We start from the raw sequence: 14774 nt of genomic DNA, 5'->3' as shown, positions 1-14774 counted from the left end.
CGGGAGCCTTCATGAACGCTTTGAATACCCATCACCAGGACAAGGCGACTTTCCTGGAACGCATCATCTTCACCCACCGGCCATTGGTGATCCTCGCCTGCCTGCTGGTGACCATCTTCCTCGGCTACCAGGCCACCCAGGTGCGTCCGTCCACCAGCTTCGAGAAGATGATTCCGCTGCAGCACCCGTTCATCCAGAACATGCTGGAGCACCGCAACGACCTGGCCAACCTCGGCAACACCGTGCGTATCTCGGTGGAAGCGGTGAACGGCGACATCTTCACCAAGGAGTACATGGAGACGCTGCAGAAGATCCATGACGAGGTCTTCTACATTCCCGGCGTCGATCGCTCCGGCATGAAGTCGCTGTGGAGCCCCAGCGTGCGCTGGACCGAGGTGACCGAGGAAGGCTTCGCCGGTGGCGAAGTGATCCCGCAGACCTACGACGGCTCGCCCAAGGCGCTCGACCTGCTGCGCAACAACGTGCTGAAGTCCGGCCAGATCGGCCGCCTGGTGGCCAACAACTTCAAGTCGAGCATCATCGACGTGCCGCTGCTGGAGGTCTATCCGGACCCGAAGGACCAGGGCAAGCTGTTGAACCTGGACTACCGCCAGTTCTCCCATGAGCTGGAAGAGAAGATCCGCGACAAGTACCAGTTGCAGAACCCGAACGTGAAGATCCACATCGTCGGCTTCGCCAAGAAGGTCGGCGACCTGATCGACGGCCTGCTGATGGTGGTCGGCTTCTTCGGCATCTGCTTCGTGATCACCCTGGTGCTGCTGCTGTGGTTCACCAAGTGCGTGCGCTCCACCATCGCCGTGCTCTCCACCACCCTGGTGGCGGTGATCTGGCAACTGGGCCTGCTGCACTCCATCGGTTTCGGGCTGGACCCGTACTCGATGCTGGTGCCGTTCCTGATCTTCGCCATCGGTATTTCCCACGGCGTACAGAAGATCAACGGTATCGCCCTGCAGTCCAGCGACGCGGAAACCCCGCTGCTGGCCGCCCGCCGTACCTTCCGCCAACTGTTCCTGCCGGGCATGATCGCGATCCTGGCGGACGCCGTCGGCTTCATCACCCTGCTGGTGATCGACATCGGCGTGATCCGTGAACTGGCCATCGGCGCTTCCGTCGGTGTGGCGGTGATCGTGTTCACCAACCTGATCCTGCTGCCGGTCGCCATTTCCTACATCGGCATCAGCAAGAAGGCGGTGCAGCGCAGCAAGGAAGACGCCGTGCGCGATCATCCCTTCTGGCGCCTGCTGTCCAACTTCGCCAGCCCGAGCGTGGCGCCCATCTCCGTGGTCATCGCCCTGGCGATGTTCGCCTTCGGCATGTGGGAAGGCCATCACCTGAAGATCGGCGACCTCGACCAGGGCGCGCCGGAACTGCGTCCGGACTCGCGCTACAACCTGGACAACGACTTCATTATCCGCAACTACTCGACCAGCTCCGACGTGCTGGTGGTGATGGTGGAATCCGGGGCCGAAGGCTGCTCCACCCACAAGACCATGTCCGCCATCGACGATCTCGCCTGGCGACTGGAAAACACCGAGGGCGTGCAATCGGCCATCTCCCTGGTCACCGTCTCCAAGCAGATGATCAAGGGCATGAACGAGGGCAACCTGAAGTGGGAGTCGCTGTCGCGCAACCAGGACGTGCTGAACAACTCCATCAGCCGCGCCGAAGGCCTGTTCAACAGCAACTGCTCGCTGGCGCCCCTGCTGGTGTTCCTCAACGACCACAAGGCCGAGACCCTCGACCGTGCGGTTGGCGTGGTCCAGGAGTTCGCCAAGAGCAACGAGAAGGATGACCTGAAGTTCAAGCTCGCCGCGGGTAACGCCGGCATCGAGGCGGCCACCAACGAGGTGATCAAGCAGTCCGAGCTGACCATCCTGATCCTGGTGTACATCTGCGTGGCGGTGATGTGCCTGATCACCTTCCGCTCCTTCGCCGCGACCCTGTGCATCGTGCTGCCGCTGATCCTCACCTCGGTGCTGGGCAACGCGCTGATGGCCATGCTCGGCATCGGCGTGAAGGTGGCGACCCTGCCGGTGATCGCACTGGGCGTGGGCATCGGCGTGGACTACGGCATCTACATCTACACCCGCCTGGAGTCCTTCCTGCGCCAGGGCCTGTCCCTGCAGGAGGCCTACTACGAGACGCTGAAGTCCACCGGTAAAGCCGTACTGTTCACCGGCCTGTGCCTGGCCATCGGCGTCGCCACCTGGATCTTCTCGGCGATCAAGTTCCAGGCCGACATGGGTCTGATGCTGACCTTCATGCTCCTCTGGAACATGTTCGGTGCCCTGTGGCTGCTGCCGGCGCTGGCGCGCTTCCTGATCAATCCGGAGAAGGTGCGTGCGCGGAAGGCTTCGATCCTGGTGCACTGATCGACGACTGGAGCGTTGAACGAAAACCGCAGCCCAAGGGCTGCGGTTTTTTATTGCTCTCATGCAGGAGCGGGGACACCTGGTGCTTGCTCTCGAACAGCTTCGCAGTGGGGCTTTGTTCGCGAGCAAGCTCGCTCCTGCAGGTGAGCCCAGGTGTTCTTCCTGCAGGAGCGAGCTTGCTCGCGAATCCACGCCGCCGCCGACCTCTCAAGGCGCCGGCGTCGACAACCGCAGGATCGACTTCACCGGCGTTCCATCGTTCCAGCGTCCCATCGACAACTGCGCCGGCGTGCCGCCCAGCGCGTAGTCGCGGTCCTGGCCGTAGAAGGCGGCATCGCATAGCGCGTCGAACAGCTTCCAGGTGCCGTACCAGTCCAATGCGTCGGTGGCCAGTGCGTTATGGGCCGACGACTGGCCCTGCTTGAGGCGCTGGCGCACCCGTTCCTGCACGCGGTTGAGCAGCCAACTGGACGAGTCGCTGGGCGGATAGCGCGGGTCGAAGCGCGGCGCGGTCGGTGCGGCATGGTTGGCCAGCAGGGGCGGGCTGCCGTGGCGGTCGCTGCGCAACAGCAGCAGGTCCTTGTCCCGCGTGGCGACCTGGGTGCTTTCCTGGTAGATGCGCCGGGCGTCATCGCAACCCACGCGCTCGTCCTCATCGCCACAGACGGCCAGCAGCAAGGTGCCGACGGGGATGTTCAGCAACGGCTCCAATGGCACCTGCCACCAGCGCGGGCCGCTGCTTTTGCCCGGTTCCACCGCCATCAGCGCGTACGGCTTCGGTACGCCCAGGCGCTGCCAGGAGGCGGCAAGCCCGCTGGCAATCAGGCCTCCTGCGGAGTGCCCGACGTAGGCGACGTGCTCCAGCTCCGGCTTGACCCCCAGTTTGCCCGCCTGCAGATCGGCAATGGCGTGCCGCACGGAGTCGGCGGCGTTGGACAGGAACTCCGCCGCGGGCGTCTTCAGCGTCGCCTGGTAACGCGGGTAGATGAGGATCGCGCCGCGTCGGACGATGTGCTCGATCCACGCCCGGTACAGGTCCGGCTGCATGGCGCTCCAGCCGTGGGCGAACACCACCAGCGGCGCGCTTTCCGGTTCTGGGCGGGAGGGGGTGAAGACCCAGTATTCGTTGCCGTCGACGTTGAAATGCCATTGGCGCACGTCGGCGTAGCTGTAGCCCGAACCGCCGGGTCCCTGCAGCGGCGGGGTCGGCGGCAGGGCCGGCTCGGCGTGCAGGGCGCGGATGAGCAGCAGGCCGCTGATCAGTGCCGGAAGGTATCTGCGATGGTGAGAGCGGGGCATCGCGGCGCCTCTTGGCGGGGCTTGCCAGCAAGCATAGCCCCGCCTGTGCGTCAGCGCGGGTAGAGCGGCGGCAGGCTGCCCGGGTCGACTGCGGGGGCGGCTTCCGGGTCGGCGCCGGGCAGGCTGCGGACGGCGCGCCAGAGGTCATCGCCCTGCCAGTTGCGGCCACCTTCGCTGTCGCTGTACAGCGCGCCGTTGAGGCTGTCCAGGGCATCGGACAGCGGCACGAAGCGCGCCGCCATGTCGGCCAGGGTTTCCGGCTGCTGGCGCGCCCAGGCGTCCAGTGCCTGGCGGGTGGCATGCGAGTCGTTGGCCTGGCAGGCGCGGCGCAGCTCGTCGAGCAGGGTACGGGCACTGGGGCCGGCGACCGCGGCGCGGATCACCGCCGGCAAACGTCGCGCGCGCCACCACAGGCCGAAACCCAGCAGCGTGGTGAAGGCGAGAATGGCGCAGGCCAACTGCCAGGGCCACAGGCGGGCCTGTGTCTGGAGCAGGGCGCCGGTGGACGGCGTGACGGGCGTTTCGGCCGGGGTTTCCAACTGCGGATTGGCGGCGACGTCCAGGGTGCGCGCCGGCAGGCTGGTGTGTTCCACGCGATTTTCCCGCGTGTTCCACCAGACCACTTCGATGGGCGGCAACTGCACCTGGCCGGCATGGTCGGCAATCAGCGCCTCGCGCTCTTCGCGGCTGCCTATCACGCCTTGTTCGGTGCTCTGGTTGGCCAGTTGCGGCTGGTCCGGGTAATGGCGCAGGCTGCCAGGCAGCGTTTGCGGCAACGGCGGCAGCTGGGCACTGGAAAGCCCTTCCACACGCAGCATCACGTTGCGGGTCAGCGCTTCGCCGGCGCGGGCCTGCTCCGGCTGCGGGCTCCAGGTTTCGCTCAGGCTCAGCGAGCGGGCCGGCAACCAGGGGGTGTCCTTGGGATAGTCGGCGGGCTTGGCTTTGATGTGCAGCGGGATGGTCGGCGAGATCACCCGGATCTGCTTGCCTGGCGGCGGGCCGAAGGGGTTGTAGTCGGGATTGCGCTGCTGGGCGACCTGGGTGGCGTTGAAGGTCTGGCCGGGGATTTCCAGGGTGCCGCTCTTCTGCGGGAAGATGGCGTAGCGCACTTCGATGACGCCGTGTCGCACGCCGTTGATTTCCTTCTCATAGGTGCGTGCCTCGCCCAGCGGTTCGACGCGCGCGTCGGCGATCTGCAATGGGCTGAGGCTGCTGTCGTCGTACAGCGACACCGAGTGGTAGATGCGCAGGGTCAGGATCACCTGGGCCTGCACGTAGCTTTCCTCGTGGTCGACGTTGGCGTCGATGAACACCGGGGCGAGTTTCTGCACGCCGTCGTTTTCCTCGGCCTCGAGCACGTGCAGGCTGATCGACTCGGTTGCACTGTCGCCCAGGTGGATCGGCGGAATCACCACGGTGCCCTCGTTGCGCGGCTGCAGGGTGACGATCCAGCGGGTGGTGGCCTGGGCCTTGCCGTTCAGGGTGGTGAGGCGGTTGACCTGGCGGGTGCCGAGCACCACGAACTGTTCGTCCAGGGGCTTCAGGTCCGGCTTGCCGAACAGGGTCGGATCGTCGGACTCCAGCGTCAGGTCGATGCTTTCGCCTTCGGCCAGGCGCGTGCGATCGACACTGGCGGTGAAGCTGGCCTGGGCCTGGGCGGCGGCGAGGCAGAGCAGGGTCAGGCAGATCAGCCTTTTCATTGCGTGGGTTCCTGGCGCTGCTGCTGTTGCTGGTACCAGAACTTGCGGCGCAGCAGTTCGGATGGGTCGTCGGGGATCTGGCGCAACCATTGTTCCAGGGCCTGGCGGCGCTCGTCCGTCAGTGGACCGGTCGTCGCCGGGTTGGTTTCGCTTTCTTCGCGCTGGGTCGACTGTGGCGTGCCGCTCTGGCTGGCCGCCGGTTTGCCGGTGTCGCGTTGTTCCGGCGTCTGGGCCGACGGGGTCGGCTGCGAGTCACGCTCCTCGGACCGCTCGTCCTCGGGCCTGGCATCTTTCGGCTGCAGCGACTGGGGCTCGCTGCTTTCACCGTGGGACGGATTCTGCTGCGGGGAGGCCTGGCTTTCGTCGTTGCCGGAGGATTTCTGTCGCTGGCGCAGCAGTTCCTCCAGCAGCGCCTTGTTGCGCTGCGCGGCGGCCAGGTCGGGGGCGCGCTCCAGGGCCTGGTCGTAGGCGTCGATCGCGGCTTCCAGCTCATTCTGCCGGGCCAGGGCATTGCCGCGATTGTAATGGTCGGCGGCGCTGTCGCCCTGGGCGAAGGCCTGCGCGGCATCGGCGTAGTCGCCGGCCTCGAAGAGTGCCAGGCCACGCCAGCGGAAGTCCTCGAAGCGTTCGGCGGCTTCGGCCGGGCGTCGGGCGTCGAGCAGGCGCTGGCCCTGTTGGTCGGGGGTCAGCCAGAGGTCGGCGAGCTCGAAGGCGTTGGCGGTTTGCGGCGGCGACCACAGCAGCGGGAGCAGCAGCGGCAGGCTGAACAACCAGCCCCGGCGGCCGGCGCAGGCGGCAAGCAGCAGCAGGGGCAGCAGCAGCCAGTAGCCCTGGTCGGCCCAGCGTTGCAGGCGCAACAGGGTGTCTTCCTCGCGGGTCTGCAGGCCTTGGCTGGTGTTCAGCAGACCCAGGGCGCGGAGGTCGCCGCTGCCCGGGCGCAGACGTTGGAAGCGGCCGTCGAGGTCGGCGGCGAACTGGCGCAGGGCGCTTTCGTCCAGCCGTGGGACCAGGATGTTGCCCTGTTCGTCCTTGAGGAAGGTGCCGTCCTCCTGGGCGATCGGCGCGCCACCGGCGGTGCCGGCAGCGAGCAGCAGCAGGTCCTTGGCCTTGCCCCTGAGCGCCTTGCGGATGCCCTGGCGCTCCTGGGCATCCAGGGCGCCGGTGATCAACAGGATATGCCCGCTGCCCTCGGCGCCTTGGTTGAGCAGTTGGCGCGCCTGTTCGATGGCGAGGTCGGCGCGGCGGCCGGGCTCGGGCATGATCGACGGCTTGAGCGCATCCAGCAGGTTGCGCGCGGTGCCCAGGTCATTGGAGAGGGGCACCAGGGTATGTGCACTGCCGGCGTAGACGACGATGGCGGTTTGTGCGTCGCTGCGTGCCTGCAGTAGGTCGAGCACCTTGCGCCGCGCTTGCTCCAGGCGGCTGGGCGGCAGATCGGTGGCGAGCATTTCCGGGGTCAGTTCGAGGACCACCACCAGTGGGTCGCTGCGTTCCATTGCCGGCTGTTCCAGTTGCTGCCAGCTCGGCCCGAGCAGCGCGAGCAGCGCCAGCAGCCAGGCCAGGCCGAGGAAGATCCAGGGGCGCCGCTCATGGCGACCGTTGCCGCCGGACAGCAACCAGGGGTGAAAGGCCGGCGGCAGCAGCAACTGCCAGCGGCCGGCGCGGCGTTGGCGGTGCCAGAGCCTCCACAGCAACCAACCGAGCAGCGGCAGCAGAAGCAGCGACCAGGGGCGCAGCAGGTGGGGCCAGAGCGCGCTCATGGCTGCCGCTCCCGACGCCGGCGTGCCAGCCAGGCCGGGCGCGCCGGCCAGCGCCAGTCCTCCGGCGGCCAGAGTTCGCGGACCACCAGGATCACGCTGATCAGCAGCGCCAGCAGCAGCGGCCAGCTGTAGAGGGCGAGGGCGGGGCGCGCCTGGGTGGGGTTCTGTTCCACCGGTTCCAAGGTGTCGAGGCTGTCGGAGATGCGTTGCAGTTCCTCGCCATTGCGGGCGCGGAAATACTCGCCACCGGTGGTTTCGGCGATTGCCTTGAGCGTCGGCTCGTCCAGGTCCAGCCCGGGATTCAGCCCGAACAGCCCGGCGACGCCGCCCTGCTGCGGATCGGCGCCGATGCCGATGGTGTAGACCTTCACCTGCTCCTCGGCGGCGAGGCGGGCGGCGGTCAGCGGCTCGATCTCGCCGGCGGTGTTGGCGCCGTCGGTGATCAGCACCAGCACGCGGCTCTGCGCCGGGCGCTGGCGCAGGCGCTTGACCGCCAGGCCAATGGCGTCGCCCAGCGCGGTGTCCTTGCCGGCGATGCCGATCATTGCCTCGTCGAGCCAGATGCGCACGGTGTCGCGGTCGAAGGTCAGCGGCGCCTGCAGGTAGGCGTGGGTGCCGAAGAGGATCAGGCCGACGCGGTCGCCTCGGCGTGTCTCGACGAAGCCGCCGAACAGCTTTTTCACCAGTTCCAGACGACTGATCTCGTCGTCCTCCCAGCGCATGTCGGCATAGTCCATCGAGCCGGAGACATCCACGGCGAGCAGCAGGTCGCGGCCGCTCGCGGGGATCGGCAACGGCTCGCCGACCCACTGCGGGCGCGTCGCCGCCACCAGCAGGCAGAGCCAGAGCAGGGCGAAGGGCGCCTGTTGGCGCCAGGCCGGCAGGCGGGCGCGGGCGCGGCGGCCGGCGAGGCCTTCGAGGTCCTGGAGGAAGCTGACCTTGAGCGCGGCTTCGCCGCTGTCCGCCGGCGGCAGGATGAGGCGCATCACCCAGGGCAGCGGGGCGAGCAGGAAGAGCCAGGGCCAGGCGAACTCAAACATGCTTGCGCACCCAGGTTTCCACGGCGGCGGCGAGGCCGTTGATGGCCTTGTCGTCGAGCCGGCACTCGGCACGGTAGCCGCCTTCCACCAGGATCATCCAGCGGGTCAGGCCGGCGGCGGGGCAACGGTTGTCGAGGAAGGCCAGCCAGGCGCGGCCGCTCAGCGTATGGCTGTGGCTGTCGGGCCAGCGCGCCCGCGACACGCGCTTGAGCACGCCGTTGAGCGCCTGCAGCCAGGGGCCGGCGGGGGCGCGGTCGTAGGGGCGTGGCAGGCGGGCGAGCTCGTCCAGCGCAGCCTGGCGCACAGGATCGAGCGGAGCCTCGGCGGACTGCTTGGGTTTGCGCCTTGGCTGCCAGTGCTGGCGTGTCAGCCAGAGCCCCCACAGCGCGATTGGAATCAGTGCGGCGACTACCCACCAGCCGGGGGCCGGCGGCCACCAGGCGACCGGGGCGGGCGGGATCAGCGGTTCCAGCTGGTCGAGCGGGCTCACGGCGCGTACCCCGGCTGGTGCTGTTCCAGCAGGTTGCGCAATTGCTCGACCAGGTCTTCCTGGGTGGACAGCGGCAGCAGTGGCACGCCCAGGCGCTGGGCCAGACGCGTCCAGCGTTCGCGGCGTGCTTCACCCAGGGCGCGATAGGCCAGGCGTTGTTCGTCGATGTGGGTGTCCAGTTCCAGCTGCGCCGATCCTTCGGCGAACCGCAGCAGGCCGGCTGCCGGCAAGGCGTGGTCGAGCGGGTCGGAAACGGGCAGCAGCACCAGGTCGGTGTGCCGCGCCAGCAGCGCGAGTTGCTGCTCGGCGACCTCGCCCAGGGCGCGTTCGTCGCACACCACCATGATCAGGCTGCCCGGACGCAGCACTTCGCGGGCGCGGCGCAGGGCCATGCCGAAACCGTCACCGCTATGGCTGAGAGTGGAGCCGGCGAGCAGCCCGCGATTGGCGCGCACGATCAGGTTGAACAGCTGCAGCAGGCTCTGCTTGCTGCGGCGCGGCTTGATTTCATGGCATTCGCTGTCGGTGAACACCAGCCCGCCGATGCGGTCGTTGTGCGCCAGCGCGGCCCAGCCGATGAAGGCGGCCGCGCGGGCGGCGAGCACCGACTTGAGGCATAGCCCGGAGCCGAAGAACAGCCGGGCGCTCTGTTCGACGAGGACGAACACCGGACGTTCGCGTTCTTCGTGGAACAGCTTGGTGTGCGGCTCCTGGGTGCGCGCGGTGACGCGCCAGTCGATGGTGCGCACGTCGTCGCCGGCCTGGTAGACACGCACCTGGTCGAAGTCCACCCCGCGCCCGCGCAGGCGCGAATGGTGCAGGCCGATCAGCGGGCTGCGCCGCGACGGCGTGGAGAACAGCTGGACTTCGCGCAGGCAGTGGCGGATCTCGATCAGTTCGCCGAGAGTCACCGCCACGCCGGGCTGCGGGTCGCTGTGCATCAGGCCACGGCGACCACGTCGAGGATGCGCTGGACCACGCGGTCCTGGTCGATCCCGGCGGCTTCGGCCTCGAAGGACAGGATCAGGCGGTGGCGCAGCACGTCGAACAGCATCGCCTGGATGTCTTCGGGGCTGACGAAGTCGCGGCCCGCCAGCCAGGCATGGGCGCGCGCACATCGGTCGAGGGCGATGGAGCCGCGCGGGCTCGCACCGTAGGACAGCCACTCGCCCAGCTCGGGGTCGAACTTCGCCGGGTTGCGGGTGGCCATGATCAGTTGCACCAGGTATTCCTCCACGGCGTCGGCCATGTACAGGCCGAGGATTTCCTGGCGCGCGGCGAAGATGGATTCCTGGGTGACCTGGCGCTCGGGCTTGGTCTCGCCGTGCAGCGCTTCTCCACGGGCCTGCTGGAGGATGCGGCGTTCCACGGAGGCCTCGGGGTAGCCGATCTTCACGTGCATGAGGAAGCGGTCGAGCTGGGCCTCGGGCAGCGGATAGGTGCCTTCCTGCTCGATGGGGTTCTGCGTCGCCATCACCAGGAACAGCGGCGGCAGGTCGTAGGTGCTGCGGCCCACGCTGACCTGGCGCTCGGCCATCGCTTCGAGCAACGCCGACTGCACCTTGGCCGGGGCGCGGTTGATTTCGTCGGCCAGCACCAGATGGTGGAAGATCGGCCCTTGCTGGAACACGAAGGTGCCGTTCTCGGGTCGGTAGATCTCGGTGCCGGTGATGTCCGCCGGGAGCAGGTCGGGGGTGAACTGGATGCGGTGGAACTCCGCTTCCAGGCCTTCGGCCAGGTCCTTGATCGCCTTGGTCTTGGCCAGGCCCGGCGCACCTTCCACCAGCAGGTGGCCGTCGGCGATCAGGGCGATGAGCAGGCGCTCGATGAGCTTTTCCTGGCCGAGGATCTGGCTGGAGAGATACTGACGCAGCGCAAGCAGCGACTCACGATGTTCCATCGCGTGGGGTTCCTGGACGAGGGTGGGGCTGTCGGGGCCCATACTTTACTGCATCGGCAGTTTCTCGGGGAGCGCCGGGGTTCTCACCTGTGGCGGCGTCGGGTCGCCGGGCAGCGGTGTCAGGCAGCGCAACGTGCCGTTCGGGTTGCGTGCCTGGCGCAGGTCGCGGGCGCCGCCCAGGACCACGGCGCGGTAATAGACCCAGGCCAGCGGGCGCGGCATGCCGGCTTCCAGCAGCATGCGGTGGAACAGCTCGTCCGCCTCGGCCTTGGTCACCGGGGCGACGTTGAGGAACTGGTACAGCGCGTCGTGCACCAGGCTCGCGTGGTGGGCCACCGGCCAGAACATCAGGCGTTGCTTCTGCTGGCCGTGGCGCAGGCACTGCACCGGCTCCAGGTGGTCCCACCAGTCGGGTGTGCCGAAGGTGGCGATCCAGTAGAAGGGCACCTTGGGCGAGCAGCCGTCCCAGGCGTAGGTCCGCTGGCAGGCGAGGTCGTAGCTCACGGTACCGGCGATCAGGTCCACGTTGGCCGGGCCGGGGTTGATGATGATCCGGCCGTCGTGCACCACCAGCCATTCGCTATAGAAGAAGCGGCCGCCGAAGACGGCGTCCTCGCGTACCAGCGGGAAGTCGATGTAGTTGATCCAGGGGCCGCAGCGGTCGCGGCTGCAGAAACCCCATTGCTCGATCGAACGCTGGCGCGCCTCGGCGACCCGGCGCAGGCGCTCGCGGCGACCGATGCAGCGTGGCAGCAGCACGCCCAGGTAGACCGGTATCGCGCCCAGCAGCAGCGGGCGGATCGCCAGCGGCAGGAATACCCAGGCCAGGGCCACCAGCACGCAACCGAGTAGCGTGACCAGCAGGTTGTCCAGGTGGCGCAGCAGCGGGCGGCGCAGGGGCGGGCGAGGTTGCATGGCATCCGTTCCGGAGAGTCGTGTGCGGCAAAATAGCAGTTGGCTATCATGCTCGCATCTGGAACGAGTGGATGGGCAGGACTAAAAAGGCCGCCCGGGAGCGGCCGAAGGCAGGCGGGGCAGGGGTGCCCCGCACTGTGGAGAAGAACCCGCGCAGCGGCTTACTTTGCCGCCCAGGCGTTGAAGCGCTGTTCCAACTGCTCGCCGTGGTCGGCCCAGAAGCCGGCGTTCATGGCAACCTGGTTTTCCAGGTTGGCGGCGTCGGTGGGCATGTTCTTGCGCCGTTGCGGGTCGACCAGTTGCACCGCCTGGGTGTTCACCGGGCCGTAGGCGATCTGCTCGGCATAGGCCTTCTGCTGCTCGGTCTGGAGGACGAAGGAAATGAACTTCAGTCCTTCGTCGCGATGCTTCGCGCCCCTGGGAATGGCGAAGGCGTCCATGTCGTAGATACCGCCGTTCCAGACGATGCGCAGGTTGCTCTCATCCTGTACCGCGGCGATACGGCCGTTGTACACCGAGCTCATCACCACGTCGCCGGAAGCCAGGTACTGCGGCGGCTGGGCGCCGGCTTCCCACCACTGGATGTTCGGCTTGATCTGGTCGAGCTTCCTGAAGGCGCGGTCCTGGCCTTCCTGGGTCGCCAGTACCTTGTAGACGTCCTTGGGCGCGACGCCATCGGCCATCAGGGCGAATTCCAGGGTGTACATCGCGCCCTTGCGCAGGCCGCGCTTGCCGGGGAATTTCTTTACGTCCCAGAAGTCGGCCCAGCCGCTGGGGGCGGTCTGCAGCTTGTCGGCGTTGTAGGCGAGCACCGTGGACCAGACGAAGAAACCGACGCCGCAGGGCTGCACGGCGCCTTCAAGCAACCCGGTGGTGGACTGGGCGATGGCCGGGAGGTCGCCGATCTCCTCCAGCAGGCCTTCATCGCAGGCGCGGGTGAGCTCGGGCATTTCCATCTCGACGACGTCCCAGGACACGCTGCCGGTGTCGACCATCACCTTGACCTTGGCCATCTCGCCGTTGAACTCGCCGGCGACGATCTTCGAGCCGTGCTGCTGCGAATAGGGTTCGTAGAAGGCCTTGACCTGTGCCGCCTTGTTGGCGCCGCCGTGGGAGACCACGGTGAGGTTGGCGAGGGCCTGGCCGGAAGCGGCACAGCCCAGGGCGAGGGCAAGGGAAAGACTCAGCGACTTGTGCATTGTTGTATTTCTCCGTCGAGCGGTATTACAGCGGCTGAAGGACTCGGCGCCGGTGGCCAGGCAGAAGATGGCGCGGCGATCCCTGAAAAGTCTCGGCGGCGCGGCGAGGGGCGGGCAATCAGACGGAACCAAGAATCGCCAGCCACGGCTCGTACCTACGTACAAAGGTACCGCTCGCCGCGACAGATCATGCTGCGCAATGCCATGCTTGGCTTCTTCGCCGAACGCCTTCCGACCAGCCGGGACCGACGCCCCATGCCTCTCTGCATCCAGGACATCATCGACAGCGAACCCCTGCGGACCCGCCTGCTCTGCGGTGCCGCGGGAACGACCCGGCGGCTGCGCTGGGCGCATGTCTGCGAACTGGCCGATCCGACCGAATGGCTCGGCGAGGGCGACCTGCTGATGACCACCGGTATCGGCATTCCCGCCGACCCGCAGGCGCAGCGAAACTATCTGGAGCGTCTGGCGCGGGCCAATGTCGCCGGGCTGATGATCGGCGAGAACATGCAGGCGCCGGACGATCTGGAGGCGCTGCGGGCTACCGCCGAACAGCTCGGCTTCGCGGTACTGATGACCCATTATTCGGTGCCGTTCTCCGCCGTGACCCGCAGCATTCTCGATGCAGGGCGCCAGGAGGAATTCGAGCGCCGCACCGCCATCAGCCGTATCTACGAAAGTGCGCGCATGGGCTTGCGCGGCTTGGGCCTGGCCGATCTGGTCCAGCGCCTCGGACGCGATGTCCAGGCGCGACTGTTCCTCTTCGATCCGCTCAGCCTGGAGCCCTGGCAGGCTGAGTTGCCGGCGTTGCCCAGCGCGTGGCGCGAGGTGCTGCTGGTCCGCCGGCAGGAACTCAAGGGCGGCTCGCCTGCGGTACTGCGCTGTGCCGGAGCGGAGGGCGAGGCGTTGGTGATGGTGCTGCCTTCGCAGGTGGATTGCGCCATCCTCGCCTGCGGCGGCGAGCTGCTCGACTACGGTCTTCTGCATCACCTGGTTGCGGTGCTCGGGATCGAACTGGAGCGTCTGCAGGTGGAGCGCGAGCGCTGCTTGCGCCTGGGCTCCGAACTGCTCGACGACCTGCTCCAGCAGCGTCTGTCCGAGCGTGCGGCGGCGGAGCGCCTGGCGCAGCTGCTGGGCTCGTCGGAGAGCGTGGTGCTGGCCGTTACGCATGCCGATGCGACGGCGCCTGCCGAATGGCAGCGGCGCCTGCGCCGGCGGAACGTGCAGTTCCTGGTGCGCAACCAGGGGCAGGAGCTGGTGATGCTGCTGGCTGAGCGCAGCTCGGCGCCGGAAGTGCAGGCCGGGCTGGCGGGCATGCTGGGGGTGAGCGCGCCGCTGGGACATGCGGGGCGGGCAGCGGAGGCGCTGCGCGAAGCGCGCCTCGCCCTGGCGCACGCTTGTGCGGCACGGCCGCTGGTGGACTACGCCGAAGCGCGGACCGAGCAGCCCTGGCTGCCCGGAAGCCTCGACGAGGCGCTGCGCGTTCATCGCAATGTGCTCGGCCTGCTGGCCGACTACGACCAGCAGCAGGGGGCGCAACTGCAGCGCACCCTGCGGGTCTTCCTCGCGCACAACCGCTCCTGGCAGAAGGCGGCGCAGGAGCTCAACGTGCACAAGCAGACGCTGGTCTACCGGATTCGCCGCATCGAGGAAATCTGCGGCCGTTCGCTAGATTCCACCGAAGACGTCGCGGTGCTCTGGATCGCCCTGCGCGCGGCCGAGATCGCCGGCCTCAGGGAATGATCACGAAGCTCTTGCGTACCGTCTCGCGGATATCCCAGGTCCCGGCACAGTTCGCCGGGAACAGTACGGCATCACCCGCGCACAGTTCGATCGGCTCGCCATCGTCGGGAATGAAGAAGCAGTGCCCGGCGATGAAATGGCTGAACTCGCTGGCCAGCACCTGACGCCGCCAGCGTCCCGGCGAGCATTCCCAGACGCCGGTGAGCAGGCCGTTGGCGGCTTCCCGGGCATGGGTCGCGGCGGCGGCGACGGGCTCGCCGAGAGGCTCCTTCACCGGTGTGGCGGAAGGCAGGGCGAGGCTGGCGGTGGCCGCCAGCAGGATGGGTTGCGGCATG

At 67.8% G+C, this 14774-nt stretch carries 12 protein-coding genes; 2 read left to right on the top strand and 10 right to left on the bottom strand.

Annotation, left to right across the window (positions count from 1 at the left end; genetic code table 11):
• Positions 1-11: 11 nt before the first annotated feature.
• Positions 12-2393 carry an efflux RND transporter permease subunit gene (locus tag H681_RS16570; RefSeq protein ID WP_015478033.1) on the top strand — a complete coding sequence of 794 codons (2382 nt, stop codon included), beginning with the start codon at positions 12-14 and terminating at the stop codon, positions 2391-2393.
• Between the two features lie 207 nt (positions 2394-2600).
• Here H681_RS16570 and H681_RS16565 read toward each other — a convergent pair whose 3' ends face one another.
• From H681_RS16565 to H681_RS16525, 9 genes are all read right to left on the bottom strand, one after another.
• Entirely contained in the window at positions 2601-3692 is a 1092-nt protein-coding gene (locus H681_RS16565) for an alpha/beta hydrolase fold domain-containing protein (RefSeq protein ID WP_015478032.1), read from the bottom strand.
• A 50-nt stretch (positions 3693-3742) separates the two neighbouring features.
• Complete coding sequence (locus tag H681_RS16560; protein WP_015478031.1) at positions 3743-5392, bottom strand: BatD family protein; 1650 nt, start codon at positions 5390-5392, stop codon at positions 3743-3745.
• Positions 5389-7152 (bottom strand): VWA domain-containing protein, encoded by a 1764-nt coding sequence (locus H681_RS16555; RefSeq protein WP_015478030.1) that lies wholly within the window; start codon positions 7150-7152, stop codon positions 5389-5391. The genes H681_RS16560 and H681_RS16555 overlap by 4 nt, the downstream gene beginning before the upstream one ends.
• Complete coding sequence (locus tag H681_RS16550) at positions 7149-8192, bottom strand: vWA domain-containing protein (RefSeq protein WP_015478029.1); 1044 nt, start codon at positions 8190-8192, stop codon at positions 7149-7151. The genes H681_RS16555 and H681_RS16550 overlap by 4 nt, the downstream gene beginning before the upstream one ends.
• Complete coding sequence (locus H681_RS16545) at positions 8185-8682, bottom strand: DUF4381 domain-containing protein (protein WP_015478028.1); 498 nt, start codon at positions 8680-8682, stop codon at positions 8185-8187. The genes H681_RS16550 and H681_RS16545 overlap by 8 nt, the downstream gene beginning before the upstream one ends.
• A complete protein-coding gene (locus H681_RS16540) occupies positions 8679-9623 on the bottom strand; it encodes a DUF58 domain-containing protein (RefSeq protein ID WP_015478027.1) in 945 nt (314 codons plus the stop codon). The genes H681_RS16545 and H681_RS16540 overlap by 4 nt, the downstream gene beginning before the upstream one ends.
• Positions 9623-10582 carry an AAA family ATPase gene (locus H681_RS16535; RefSeq protein ID WP_015478026.1) on the bottom strand — a complete coding sequence of 320 codons (960 nt, stop codon included), beginning with the start codon at positions 10580-10582 and terminating at the stop codon, positions 9623-9625. Before H681_RS16535 ends, H681_RS16540 begins: the two co-directional genes overlap by 1 nt.
• A 45-nt stretch (positions 10583-10627) precedes the next feature.
• Entirely contained in the window at positions 10628-11497 is an 870-nt protein-coding gene (locus H681_RS16530; RefSeq protein WP_015478025.1) for a DUF1353 domain-containing protein, read from the bottom strand.
• A gap of 161 nt (positions 11498-11658) precedes the next feature.
• Positions 11659-12696, bottom strand: a complete 1038-nt coding sequence (locus tag H681_RS16525; protein ID WP_015478024.1) for an ABC transporter substrate-binding protein — start codon at positions 12694-12696, stop codon at positions 11659-11661.
• Positions 12697-12951: 255 nt separating this feature from the next.
• Between H681_RS16525 and H681_RS16520 the strand changes: the two genes are divergently transcribed.
• Positions 12952-14439: a PucR family transcriptional regulator gene (locus H681_RS16520; protein ID WP_041712651.1), complete on the top strand. Its 1488-nt coding sequence runs from the start codon at positions 12952-12954 to the stop codon at positions 14437-14439.
• Here the strand turns inward: H681_RS16520 and H681_RS16515 are convergent.
• The gene (locus H681_RS16515; protein ID WP_015478022.1) at positions 14429-14773 is read right to left on the bottom strand and encodes a cupin domain-containing protein; all 345 of its coding nucleotides are present in this window, start codon (positions 14771-14773) and stop codon (positions 14429-14431) included. The genes H681_RS16520 and H681_RS16515 overlap by 11 nt on opposite strands.
• Between the last annotated feature and the right edge of the window lies 1 nt (position 14774).

Source organism: Pseudomonas sp. ATCC 13867 (genome assembly GCF_000349845.1).
Lineage (GTDB): Bacteria > Pseudomonadota > Gammaproteobacteria > Pseudomonadales > Pseudomonadaceae > Pseudomonas.
Note: the sequence above shows the minus strand (reverse complement) of the source record. Positions and strands in the feature narration are given on the sequence as shown.

Bases quoted from the DNA above. Each gene is read 5' to 3' on its own strand.
- H681_RS16555 (WP_015478030.1), bottom strand. From the start codon at position 7,152: ATGAGCGCGCTCTGGCCCCACCTGCTGCGCCCCTGGTCGCTGCTTCTG.
- H681_RS16560 (WP_015478031.1), bottom strand. From the start codon at position 5,392: ATGAAAAGGCTGATCTGCCTGACCCTGCTCTGCCTCGCCGCCGCCCAG.
- H681_RS16515 (WP_015478022.1), bottom strand. From the start codon at position 14,773: ATGCCGCAACCCATCCTGCTGGCGGCCACCGCCAGCCTCGCCCTGCCT.
- H681_RS16530 (WP_015478025.1), bottom strand. From the start codon at position 11,497: ATGCAACCTCGCCCGCCCCTGCGCCGCCCGCTGCTGCGCCACCTGGAC.
- H681_RS16525 (WP_015478024.1), bottom strand. From the start codon at position 12,696: ATGCACAAGTCGCTGAGTCTTTCCCTTGCCCTCGCCCTGGGCTGTGCC.
- H681_RS16520 (WP_041712651.1), top strand. From the start codon at position 12,952: ATGCCTCTCTGCATCCAGGACATCATCGACAGCGAACCCCTGCGGACC.
- H681_RS16565 (WP_015478032.1), bottom strand. From the start codon at position 3,692: ATGCCCCGCTCTCACCATCGCAGATACCTTCCGGCACTGATCAGCGGC.
- H681_RS16540 (WP_015478027.1), bottom strand. From the start codon at position 9,623: ATGCACAGCGACCCGCAGCCCGGCGTGGCGGTGACTCTCGGCGAACTG.
- H681_RS16535 (WP_015478026.1), bottom strand. From the start codon at position 10,582: ATGGAACATCGTGAGTCGCTGCTTGCGCTGCGTCAGTATCTCTCCAGC.
- H681_RS16570 (WP_015478033.1), top strand. From the start codon at position 12: ATGAACGCTTTGAATACCCATCACCAGGACAAGGCGACTTTCCTGGAA.
- H681_RS16550 (WP_015478029.1), bottom strand. From the start codon at position 8,192: ATGTTTGAGTTCGCCTGGCCCTGGCTCTTCCTGCTCGCCCCGCTGCCC.